Origin of the sequence: Cellulomonas marina (assembly GCF_900111925.1) — a bacterium.
GTDB classification, from domain to species: Bacteria; Actinomycetota; Actinomycetes; order Actinomycetales; family Cellulomonadaceae; genus Cellulomonas; species Cellulomonas marina.
Genome location: NZ_FOKA01000005.1, coordinates 56,228 through 67,798, shown reverse-complemented (window position 1 = coordinate 67,798; position 11,571 = coordinate 56,228). Strand labels below are relative to the sequence as shown.

The 11,571-nt window shown below is 76.9% G+C and carries 9 protein-coding genes; 1 reads left to right on the top strand and 8 read right to left on the bottom strand.

Translation table 11 applies throughout. From position 1 onward, the window contains the following. Window positions 1-100 precede the first annotated feature (100 nt). From BM048_RS06855 to BM048_RS06820, 8 genes are all read right to left on the bottom strand, one after another. Window positions 101-1,693, bottom strand: a complete 1,593-nt coding sequence (locus tag BM048_RS06855; protein WP_090031766.1) for a DUF7059 domain-containing protein — start codon at window positions 1,691-1,693, stop codon at window positions 101-103. After that, a complete protein-coding gene (locus BM048_RS06850; RefSeq protein ID WP_139224352.1) occupies window positions 1,690-2,682 on the bottom strand; it encodes an endonuclease/exonuclease/phosphatase family protein in 993 nt (330 codons plus the stop codon). The genes BM048_RS06855 and BM048_RS06850 overlap by 4 nt, the downstream gene beginning before the upstream one ends. A 126-nt stretch (window positions 2,683-2,808) precedes the next feature. Continuing rightward, complete coding sequence (locus BM048_RS06845) at window positions 2,809-5,115, bottom strand: sodium-translocating pyrophosphatase (protein WP_090031763.1); 2,307 nt, start codon at window positions 5,113-5,115, stop codon at window positions 2,809-2,811. Between the two features lie 144 nt (window positions 5,116-5,259). Beyond that, entirely contained in the window at window positions 5,260-5,982 is a 723-nt protein-coding gene (locus BM048_RS06840; RefSeq protein WP_275407351.1) for an anaerobic ribonucleoside-triphosphate reductase activating protein, read from the bottom strand. Continuing rightward, window positions 5,979-7,775 carry a ribonucleoside triphosphate reductase gene (locus BM048_RS06835; RefSeq protein WP_203708939.1) on the bottom strand — a complete coding sequence of 599 codons (1,797 nt, stop codon included), beginning with the start codon at window positions 7,773-7,775 and terminating at the stop codon, window positions 5,979-5,981. Before BM048_RS06835 ends, BM048_RS06840 begins: the two co-directional genes overlap by 4 nt. 338 nt (window positions 7,776-8,113) lie before the next feature. Beyond that, the gene (locus BM048_RS06830; protein ID WP_175499364.1) at window positions 8,114-9,946 is read right to left on the bottom strand and encodes a carboxyltransferase domain-containing protein; all 1,833 of its coding nucleotides are present in this window, start codon (window positions 9,944-9,946) and stop codon (window positions 8,114-8,116) included. After that, window positions 9,943-10,734: a LamB/YcsF family protein gene (locus BM048_RS06825; protein WP_090031759.1), complete on the bottom strand. Its 792-nt coding sequence runs from the start codon at window positions 10,732-10,734 to the stop codon at window positions 9,943-9,945. The genes BM048_RS06830 and BM048_RS06825 overlap by 4 nt, the downstream gene beginning before the upstream one ends. A 44-nt stretch (window positions 10,735-10,778) precedes the next feature. Beyond that, window positions 10,779-11,081, bottom strand: a complete 303-nt coding sequence (locus tag BM048_RS06820) for a DUF427 domain-containing protein (RefSeq protein WP_090031758.1) — start codon at window positions 11,079-11,081, stop codon at window positions 10,779-10,781. Between the two features lie 178 nt (window positions 11,082-11,259). Between BM048_RS06820 and BM048_RS06815 the strand changes: the two genes are divergently transcribed. Beyond that, window positions 11,260-11,550 (top strand): hypothetical protein, encoded by a 291-nt coding sequence (locus BM048_RS06815; RefSeq protein WP_090032083.1) that lies wholly within the window; start codon window positions 11,260-11,262, stop codon window positions 11,548-11,550. Window positions 11,551-11,571 lie beyond the last annotated feature (21 nt).

The following is an 11,571-nucleotide window of genomic DNA, read 5'->3' as shown; positions in this document are numbered from 1 at the left end:
CCGGACCGCCGGACCTCCGGCGGTGCGCGGACGCTAGCGGCAGGTCTCCCGGCCGCGTGCGTCCCCCTGTGGACGACGGGGGACGTCGACGGCGAGGACGTCAGCGCGCCGGCAGCAGGAGCAGCCCGTCGCGCACGAGGTCGCGCACCCGCGGCAGCACCTCGGCGGCGGTGGCCGCCGTGCCGGTCCCGAGCAGCTCCCCCAGCGCGGCGACGATGCGCCCGGCCGCGAGCTCCCCGTCGCACGCGCCCACGAACCCGGCGACGGCCGTGCCGACCTGCACGGTCCGACCGAACCCGCCGCCCTGCCGCAGCAGCACCACGCGCGGGTCGGCGTCGCCGGGCGTGAGGTAGCGCTCCTCCGTCACGTCCGGCGCGACGACGAGCCGCTGCGCGGCCAGCGCGTCGTCGTCGAGGGCGTCGAGCGCGTCGTGCGCGGCCAGCACCGCGGCGACCACGGGGCCGAGGGGCTGCTGGACCGTCCCCGTGACCTCCTCGAGCCGGCGCAGGCGGGTGCCCCCGGGCACGGCCGGGCGCCGCAGCGTGACGATGCCGAAGCCGACCGCCTCGACGCCGCGGGCGGCGAAGTCGTCGAGCCAGGCGCCGTACCGGGCCCGCCAGGCGGCGCGGTCGCCCTCGGGCGTGGTGCCGCCGTCGCGGATCCACATCTCCGCGTACTGCGCGGGGTCGAGCAGGTCCCGCTGCACCACCCACGCGTCGAGGCCGGCGGCGTCGACCCAGGCGCCGATGCGCTCGTGCCACTCCTCGCCGCGGTGCACCTCCCAGTTGCCGAGCAGCTGCGCGACGCCCCCGGGCACGAGGACGTCCCCGATCCCCTCGACGAGCTCCTGCACGATCGCGTCGCCCGCGCGGCCGCCGTCGCGGTACTCGTACGCCGGCACGCCGGGCACCCGCGGGGTGATGACGAAGGGCGGGTTGCTGACGACGAGGTCGAACCGCTCGTCGGCCACCGGCTCCAGCAGCGATCCGCGGCGCAGCTCGACCGTCCCCGCCGGCAGGCCGGCCAGGCGCGTCGTGAGCCCCGCGAAGGCGAGGGCGCGGGACGAGATGTCCGTCGCGACGACGGTGCGCGCGTGCCGGGCGGCGTGCAGCGCCTGGACGCCGCAGCCCGTGCCCAGGTCGAGCACGCGCTCCCGCGGGGTCCGCACCGTGGCCTGCGCGAGCAGCGCCGACGCGCCGCCGACGCCGAGCACGTGGTCCGTGCGCAGCGCGCGCCCCGTCGCCAGCTCCCCGAGGTCCGAGACGACCCACCAGTCGGCGGGCGCGCCGAGACCGTCCTCGACGGCGTAGGGCCGGAGGTCCACCCGCGCCCGCACGGCGTCGTCCCTCCCCTGCCCCGCGACCTCGAGCAGGCCCGCGGCGACGGCGGCGTCGACACCGAGGGTCGGCAGGGCGGCGGCCAGGTCCCGCCGGGCGACGTCCGCCCCCAGCAGGAACGCCCGGACCAGCGCGGCCGGGCCGCCCGCCCGCGTGACGCCCGTGCCGTCGAGGCCCGCCGTCGCCCGCAGCGCCGGCACCGCCTCCCCGCGGTGCAGCGCGGCCGACGCCACGGGCCCGAGCAGCTCCTCGACGCCGTCGACGGTGTAGCCCGCGGCGGTCAGGTCCGCACGCAGCCGCTCGACCCCGGCGTCGTCGAGGCCGGGGACGTCGGGCGCGGGGACGCCGGGCGTCACCGCCCGGCCCCCGCCGCCGGCGCGGCGGGCCGCACGTCGACGACGACGGGCCGGTGGTCGCTGGCCCGGGCGACGACGGGACCGCCGGGCACCCACGACCCCAGCACCACGAGCCCCGCGCGGCCCGGGGCGGCGGCCGCCACGCCGGGCACCCGTCCCGCACCGCTGCGACGGCCCCGCACCGCGTGCACGACCCGCGCCACGCGGCCGGGCGTCGGCGGCGGCGACTCCTCGTCCCCCGCCTCGACCAGGACGGCGTCGATGCGCAGCCGCGGACGTGCCGCCGGGAACGTCGCCACGCCCCCGCCGCCGAGGACCGCGGCGTCCGTAAGACGCCCGCCCAGCCGGCGCCAGGACGCGCCCGTCGGCTGCTCGTTGAGGTCCCCCATGACGACGAGCGGCCCGCCGGCGGGGTCGACCGCCGCGAGCAGCCGGTCGAGGTGCCGGGACCGCTCCCCCGCCGACAGGCCGAGGTGCACGACGAGCACCTGCACCCCTGCCACCTGCGCGAGCACCGCCCCGCGACGCGTGCGGCCCGGCCGCCAGGGCAGCCGCAGCGCCCGCGCGGGACCCGTCGGCAGGCCCGGCGCGACGAGCAGCGCGGTCGTCCGCGCCCCGCCGCCACGCACGAGGGGCACGAGCCCGGCCCGCCGCGCCAGCCGGTCGAGCCGGCGGCGGCCGAGGGGTCCGCGCGGCGGCTCCTGCACCGCCAGCACGTCCGGGGACTGGGCGCGCACGACCGCGGCCACCGCGGCGGCGTCGAGGTGCAGGCCCTTGATGTTGTACGTCATGAGGCGGAGCGACGGCGGCTCCTCGTCGCCGGCCGGGGACGCGCCCGGGACGGGCACGTCACCCGGTCCCGCCGCGGGCACGGTCGGCACCCCGGACGCCGCCACGGGACGGTCCCCCGCGGTCCCCGGGACGGCCGGTCCGCCCGCCGCCGCACCCGGCACCGGGTCCGCCGCCGCGTCGTCCCTCGCCTCGCCCACCGCGCCTGCCTCTCGTCGCCACCGGGCGCCGCTCCCGGTCGACGCATCGTCCCACGCACCGCCGCCCCCGGCCCCGCGGACGGCGGGACGGGGGGCGGCGGACAGGCGGGCGGGGCTGGGGACGGCTCAGGCCCGCCGCTCGGACACGAGCTGCGCGTCGTGCTCGAGGCGGCCCTCGGCGTCGACGCGGGCCGCGCGCAGCCGGGACAGGATGATGGCGGAGAACGCCACGCCCGCCGCGACCACCGCGATGGTCAGGCGCAGGCCGGTGCTCGCGTCGTCGCCCACGGAGACCTGGACGACGGCCGGCGCGATGAGCAGCGCGACGAGGTTCATCACCTTGATGAGCGGGTTGATCGCGGGCCCGGCGGTGTCCTTGAACGGGTCGCCGACGGTGTCCCCGATGACCGCGGCGGCGTGGGCGTCGGAGCCCTTCCCGCCGTGGTGGCCGTCCTCGACGATCTTCTTCGCGTTGTCCCAGGCACCGCCCGCGTTGGCCAGGAAGACCGCCATGAGGACGCCCGCACCGATGGAGCCGGCCAGGAACCCCGCCAGCGGCCCGACGCCCAGGCCGAAGCCGACGGCGATCGGCGCGAACGCCGCGAGCAGGCCCGGCGTGGCCAGCTCCCGCAGCGAGTCGCGGGTGCAGATGTCCACGACGCGCCCGTACTCGGGCCGCGTCTCGCCCGTCATGATCCCCGGGTGCTCGCGGAACTGGCGGCGCACCTCGAACACGATGGCGCTGGCCGCGCGCGTCACGGCGTCGATGGCCAGGCCGGAGAACAGGAACACCGTGGCCCCGCCGAGGATCACGCCGACGAGCGTGACCGGCGAGATGATGTCGTAGGACGTCATGGCCGCGGTGATGTCGCCGCCCAGGTCCGGGCCGACCTCCGCGAGCGCCGTGCGGACGGCGTCGGCGTAGGAGCCGAACAGCGCGGTCGCCGCGAGCACGGCCGTGGCGATGGCGATGCCCTTCGTGACGGCCTTCGTCGTGTTCCCCACCGCGTCGAGGTCCGTGAGGATCTGCGCGCCCTCGGGCGTGACGTCGCCGGACATCTCCGCGATCCCCTGCGCGTTGTCGCTCACCGGTCCGAAGGTGTCCATCGCGACGATCACGCCGACCGTGGTCAGCAGGCCGCACCCGGCGAGGGCGACGAGGAACAGCGCCAGCGGCACGGACCCGCCGGCCAGCAGGAACACGCCGCAGATGGCGGCGGCGATGATGCCCGCGGTGTAGACCGCCGACTCGAAGCCCACGCCGATGCCGGACAGCACCACGGTCGCGGCGCCCGTCAGGGTCGTGCGGGCCACGTGCTTCGTCGGCTTGCTCGTCGTGCCCGTGAAGTAGCCCGTCACCCACAGGATGACGCCGGCCAGCACCACCCCGATGGCCACGGCCGCCGAGGCGATCAGCCGCGGGTCCCCGCCGTGCGTCTCCAGGCCCGCGGTCCCCCCGGGCATCGCCGCGAAGGTCGAGGGCAGGTAGACGAAGGCCGCGACCGCCGCCAGCACGACCCCGACGAGCGCGGCGATGTAGAAGCCCCGGTTGATGGCCGCGAGCCCGCTCTCCTGCCCACGCACCTTCGTCGTGACGACGCCCAGGACGGCGACGACCGCGCCGATCGCGGTGACGATCAGCGGGAAGACCAGGCCCTCCTCGCCGAAGGCGGCCTTGCCGAGGATGAGCGCGGCGACGAGGGTCACCGCGTAGGACTCGAAGAGGTCCGCGGCCATCCCCGCGCAGTCCCCGACGTTGTCGCCCACGTTGTCCGCGATGGTGGCCGCGTTGCGCGGGTCGTCCTCGGGGATGCCCTGCTCCACCTTCCCGACGAGGTCCGCGCCGACGTCGGCCGCCTTCGTGAAGATGCCGCCGCCGACCCGCATGAACATGGCCAGCAGCGCGGCGCCGAAGCCGAAGCCCTCGAGCACCGCCGGCGCCTCCCCGCGGTAGATCAGCACGACCGACGCCGCCCCGACCAGCCCGAGCCCCACGACCGACATGCCGACCACGCCGCCGGTCCGGAAGGCGATCCGCGCCCCCTCCGCGCGACCGCCGGGCAGGGACGCGGCCGCTGCGACGCGCAGGTTCGCGCGCGTCGCCAGCCACATCCCCAGGAACCCGATGGCGGCGGAGAACAGCGCGCCGACGAGGAAGAAGATCGAGCGCCCCACCTTCACGCCGGCGTCGCCGGGCAGCAGGAGCAGCAGGGCCAGCACCACCACGGCGAACAGCGCCAGCGTCCGGAACTGCCGGCGCAGGTAGGCCGACGCGCCCTCCTGCACCGCCTGCGCGATGTCCTGCATCGCGAGGCTGCCCCGGTTGGCGGCGAGCACCTGCTGGCGCAGGAACATCGCCACCCCGAGCGCGGCCACCGCGACGACGGCGATGACCGCGACGATGAGCAGGCTGGACGTCGAGAGCTCGAGCATGCATCCCTCCCTGGTTCCGCGAGGGGCACCCTTGCCCCCCGGGACGCACCGGCCGTCGTTGGCCGGACCCGAGGAGCATAGGTGCACGCCACAGCGCCTGCCCAGGGTGTGGCAGGGACCGGACAGCCGTGTCCCCCGTGCGGGTCAGCCCCTGCGGGCACCGACGTCCCACCCCGGCCGGGGTCCGCCCGCCGCCGCGAGCGCCGACCGGTACGCCGGGCTCGTCCCGTCGGGCCGCACGGTCTGCAGGACGTGCTCGCGCACCCCCCGCGCGCGCAGCCGCTCGACGAGGCCCGCGACGTCCTCCTCGGTCAGGACCGTCGGGTCGACCGTGGTGCGCACCTGGAGGTCCACGCCGGCGGCGAGCACGAGGTCCAGGGACGCCTCCACCGCCGCGGCGGCCGTCGTCGGGCCGCCGACGCGCACGACGTCCCGGTACCGCGCGGCCGGCGCCTTGACGTCCAGGCCGACCCAGTCGACGTACGGCAGCACCTGCGCCAGCGCCCGCGGGTAGGCGCCGGCCGTGTGCAGGCCGACGCCGAACCCCGCGGCCCGCACCTCACGCGCGGCGGCGACGATGGCGGGCTGACGCGTCGGCTCGCCGCCGGAGAGGACGACCCCGTCGAGCAGGCCCACCCGGCGGCCGAGCAGGTCGCGCACCTCCTGCCAGGCGACGACCCCGGGGGTGCGCGGATCGAGAATGGCCGAGTTGTGGCAGTAGGTGCAGCGCCAGGGGCAGCCCTGCAGGAAGACGGTCGCGACGAGGCGCCCCGGCCAGTCCACCGTGGACATCCGCTCGAGCCCGGCGATGGCGAGGCCGTCGGCGCCCTCGTCGGGCGAGGTGCCGCGGCCGCCGCGGCCGCTCACCGCGCGGCCGTCGCCGACAGCCCCACCGGCTCCCGGAACGGGGTGCGCTCGGCGTGCTCGCCCTTCTTGCCGATGTTGAACGAGCTCACGGGTCGGTGGTAGCCCATGACACGGGTCCAGACCTCCGTCGCGCCGCCGCACGTGGGGCACGCCGGCTGCTCCCCGACGAGGTACCCGTGCGCCGGGCAGATGGAGAACGTCGGCGTGACGGTCAGGTAGGGGAGCCGGAACCGGGTCAGCGCCCGGCGGACGAGCTCGCGGCACGCGGCGGCCGAGGAGACCCGCTCCCCCAGGTACAGGTGCAGCACGGTGCCGCCCGTGTAGCGCCGCTGCAGCTCGTCCTGGCGCTCGAGCGCCTCGAAGGGGTCGTCGGTGAAGCCGACCGGGAGCTGGGAGGAGTTGGTGTAGTACGGCTGGTCGTCCGTCCCTGCTTGGCGGATGCCTGGGAAGCGGCGGCGGTCCTCCTTGGCGAAGCGGTAGGTGGTGCCCTCCGCCGGCGTCGCCTCGAGGTTGTAGAGGTTGCCCGTCGCCTCCTGGAACTCGACCATCCGGGCGCGGACGTGGTCCAGGACGCGCAGCGCCATCGCGTGGCCCTCGTCGGTGGTGAGGTCGTGGGCGTCGAGCGTGGCGTTGCGGACCATCTCGTTGAGCCCGTTGACCCCGATCGTCGAGAAGTGGTTGTCGAGTGTGCCGAGGTAGCGGCGGCTGTAGGGGAACAGGCCCTCGTCGAGCAGCCGCTGGACCGTCGTGCGCTTGAGCTCGAGGGACTGGCGGGCCAGCTCGAGGAGGCGGTCGAGCGCGGCGAGCAGCCCCGGCTCGTCGCCGGGGTGCAGGAAGCCCAGGCGCGCGCAGTTGACCGTCACCACCCCGATCGACCCCGTCTGCTCGCCCGAGCCGAAGAGCCCGTTGCCGCGCTTGAGCAGCTCGCGCAGGTCGAGCTGCAGGCGGCAGCACATGGACCGCACGTCGCCGGGCCGCATGTCGGAGCTGATGAAGTTCTGGAAGTACGGCAGGCCGTAGCGCGCCGTCATGGCGAACAGCCGCTCGGCGTTCTCCGACTCCCACGGGAAGTCCGCGGTGATGTTGTACGTCGGGATGGGGAAGGTGAACACGCGGCCGGAGGCGTCGCCGGCGGTCATCACCTCCATGTAGGCGCGGTTGAGCAGGTCCATCTCGGGCTGCAGGTCGCCGTAGGTGAAGTCGCACGGCTCGCCGGCGACGAACGGCACCTCGTCGGCCAGGTCCGCGGGGCAGGTCCAGTCGAAGGTGAGGTTGGTGAACGGCGTCTGCGTGCCCCACCGGCTGGGCACGTTGAGGTTGTGGACGAGCTCCTGGAGGCCCTGTCGGACCTGCTCGTACGTGAGGCCGTCGCGCCGGACGTACGGGGCGAGGAACGTGTCGAAGGAGCTGAACGCCTGCGCGCCGGCCCACTCGTTCTGCATCGTGCCGAGGAAGTTGACGATCTGGCCGATCGCGCTGGAGAAGTGCCGCGGCGCCGTCGCCTCGACCTTGCCCGGGACGCCGTTGAGCCCTTCGGCCAGGAGCTGCCGCAGCGACCAGCCCGCGCAGTAGCCCGAGAGCATGTCGAGGTCGTGGATGTGCAGGTCGCCGTCGCGGTGCGCCTGGCCGACCTCCGGCGGGTAGACCTCGGACAGCCAGTAGTTGGCGATGACCTTGCCCGCCGTGTTGAGGATGAGGCCGCCCAGCGACCACCCCTGGTTGGCGTTCGCGTTGACCCGCCAGTCCGAGCGGTCCAGGTACTCGTCGACGGTGGCGGCGACGTCGACGAGCACGGGGGCGTGGGCGCGAGGGACGGCCGGAGGGACGGGTCGGGCGGCGGGCTGGGCGGGCGGGGGCACGGCGGACGCGGGCACGGCGGGGCCTTTCGGGGTCGGCGACGCATGGCGGCGACGGCCGGTCCCAGATGTGGTGCCCGACCGGTGGGGGCACCACCAGATGTGCCATTCCTACGGGTGGCGCGCGGAGCCGACGAGGACGTTCGTCCTACCGGCTGCGGGTTCGGCTCGCCGTGCTGCGCCGACGGCGCGCAGCGCTGATGGCAGAGCGGGCGTGTCGCTGCAGCGCCCGGCGCGGCACCCCCTCCGGCAGGCAGGTCCGGTCAGAGATCCGGTCAGAGATCCGGTGAGGCGTCCGGACCTCTGACGTCCAGCCGCACCGCGTCGCCCGGCCGGAGCTGCGCGGCGCGGACCAGGGCCGAGGGCGTGAGCACCGCCACCACCGGGTAGCCGCCGGTGACGGGGTGGTCGGCGAGGAAGACGACGGGGCCGCCCGCCGGCGGCAGCTGCACCGCCCCGGGCACGAGCCCCTCGGAAGGGACCTCCCCGGCGTGGCGCCGCACGGCGGGCCCGACGAGCCGTACCGCCGTCCGGTTCGAGTCTGGTGAGACGGTGAGGACCAGCCGCGCCAGCGCGTCCCACGTCAGGTCCAGGCGGTCGGCGCGCGGGCCCGGCAGGGCGCCCAGGACGACCGGACCCGTCGCGGGCGCGCCACGGACGTCGGTGCGCCCGCCGTCGACGGCCCCGTCGGCGGCCCCGTCGTCGGCCCCGTCGTCGGTCCCGTCCGCGCCGGGGGCTGCGGGCTCCGGCCAGCCGTCGGTCTGCTGCCCGACGACGAGCACGTCCCCCGCACGGACCGGCGGCGGCCCGAGGCCGGACAGGACGTCGTGCGAGCGGGAGCCGAGCACGGGCGGGACGTCGACCCCGCCCCGGACGGCCAACCAGGACCGCAGCCCGGCCGACGGCGTCCCCAGCCGCAGCACCGACCCGTCGGTCACGCGCACCGGCACGTACAGGGGCACGGGCACCCCGTCGAGGTCGGCACCGCAGTCGGCACCCCCGAGCGCGACGACGTGCGGCCCGCGCGCCCGCAGCACGAGCCCGCCGAGCAGCACCTCGAGCGCCGCGGCACCGGCCGCGTTGCCGACCGCGCGGTTGACGCGGCGCAACGTCGCGGGGTCGGCGGCTCCGGACCGCGGCACCCCGACGGCCGCGTGCCCGCGGCGCCCGAGGTCCTCCACGAGCACGAGCGGCCCGGTCGCGAGGACCTCCCAGCACGGGCGCGGGGGGAAGGCCGAGGGGACGGCAGTGGGGACGGCGGTGGGGACGGCGGTGGGGCCGGCGGTGGGGACGGCGGTGGGGACGGCGGTGGGGACGGCGGTGGAGCCGCCGCCGTTCCCGGCCGCGGCCCCGGCGGACATCCGCCGCCCTCGTCGGCCTGCCGCCACCGCCTCGCGCACCGGCACGAAGCGCACCGCACGGCCCGGGACGAGCAGCGCCGGCGGGTCGCGCTCGACGTCGAAGAGGACCGCCGTGGTCCGCCCGAGCAGCCACCAGCCGCCGGGGGACGCCTCGGGGTAGACCCCGGTGAAGACGTCGGCGACGGCCACGGAACCGGCAGGCACCCGCGGCCGGGGCGTCCCCCGTCGGGGCAGCACCAGGGCCGGGTCGAGGCCGACGAGGTAGCCGAACCCGGGCGCGAACCCGCCGAAGGCGACCGTGTACCGCCCGGCGGCGTGCCGCGCGACCACCTCGTCGCGCGTCAGCCCGGTGGCCGACGCCGCCTCGTCGAGGTCGGCGCCGTCGTAGACGACCTCGAGGCGCAGCTCGTCCTGCGGTGCCGGGTCCTGCTCGCATCCCGCCTCGCGGTGGGCGTCGCCGCCCGTCGGCGGAGCCCCGGACGCCACCCGCCGCCGCCATGTCTCACGCACCAGCGCTGCCGCACGGTCCGCCGTCCCCGGCCCGCGCGGGGCCCACCGGACGAGCACCGTGCGGGCCGCGGGGACGACGTCCTGCACCCAGGCAGGTGCGGCCTGCCGCAGGGCCGCGTCGAGCGCGCGCACCGACCCCAGGTCGGGCAGGTCGACGAGCACCGCGTCGGGCCCGTACCGGTGCAGGACCAGCGCCGGCACGGCGTTTCCGGGCGAGCCCTCGGCAGGTCCGCTCACCGGGGCCGGAAGGGTTGCAGCGTCACGCCCGCGTCCGTCAGCGCCGCGCGGACGGCAGAGGCGACCGCGACCGCACCCGGCGTGTCCGAGTGCACGCACACCGAGCGCGCCGACACGGCCACGGACGTCCCGTCCACCGCCAGCACGGTGCCGGTCGTCGCCAGGCGGACCGCCTGCTCACCCGCCCGCCGCGGCGAGCCGACGAGCGCACCCGGCTCCCCTCGCGGCACCAGCGAGCCGTCCGCCCGGTACCCGCGGTCGGCGAAGGCCTCGGCGACGACCGCCAGCCCCGCCCGCGCGGCCGCGTCGAGCACCACCGACCCCGGCGCCGCCAGGACGGCGAGGTCCCGGTCGACCGCCAGCACCGCCTCCACGAGCGCACCGGCCTGCTCCGGGTCGTGCCCGACGCGGTGGTACAGCGCGCCGTGCGGCTTCACGTAGCGGACGCCGGTGCCGGCCACCGCGGCGTGCCGGGCGAGCGCCTCGAGCTGCTCGACGAGGTCGGCCCGCAGGACGTGGGCCGCGACGTCGGTGCGCCGTCGTCCGAACCCCTCCCGGTCCCGGTAGGAGGGGTGGGCGCCGACCACGACGCCGCGGGCGGCGGCGGCGCGGCAGGTGGCGAGCATGGTGGCGTCGTCGCCGCCGTGGAAGCCGGCGGCGACGTTGGCGCTCGTGACCAGGTCGAGGAGGGCCTCGTCGGCGACGGGCTCACCGCCGCGCCACGGCCCGTCGCCCTCGCCCAGGTCGCAGTTGAGGTCGAGGACCGGGCCGTGCCCGTCGCCGGTCATCCCGCTCCCCGTGGTCGCACCGGCAGGGTGTGCTGCGTCGTCCGTCAGGAGACCCGGACCTCCTTCCAGAACGCGACGTAGCCGCTGAAGTCGCGGCCGACGCGGTCGAAGGCCGTGGGGTACGGGTGCGGGTAGGACCAGGCGCGGTCCTGCAGCCGGGTGCCGTCCAACGCGACGGTCCAGTACTGGCACTCGCCCTTCCAGGGGCACGTGTACGGGGTGGGCGACGCCTCGAGGAGGTCCGTGCGGACCGACGACGGCGGGAAGTAGACGTTGCCCTCGATGTGCAGGACCTCGTCGTCGGTGGCCTCCGCGAGGACGGTGCCGTCGAGGGTGGCGGTGGGCATGGCTCTCTCCTGTCCCGGAGCTGGAGGGCGCCGGCCGACGCCCCTCCGCGTGACCGTAGGCCGCCGCGCCGGGGCACGCACCCCTCCGTCGGGTGCCGCACGCCCGGCGCCGGTCGTCCCCGGGCGCGGCCCCGGCCAGGGGTTGCCGGGCGGCACGTTCCGGGCCACCGTGGGCCGCATGGCCACGCACGGAGGACCGGAGGACGACGGGGACCTGACGGCGCTGCGCGAGCGCGCCGAAGCGGGCGACCGCGACGCCGTCGACCAGCTCGTCGAGCTCGCCGGCGAGCGGCGGGACCTGGTCGAGCTGCGCCGTCTCGCGGACGCGGGCTCCCGGGCCGCCCTCGACGAGCTCGTCCAGGTCGCGGCCGAGGAGGAGGACCTCGACACCCTGCGCGCGCTGGCCGAGGCCGGCCACCGTGACGCCGTCGACGTGCTCGAGGAGCTCGAGGGCGGGCGCCCGACCTGATCGCGCGTCCGGTGCGACCCG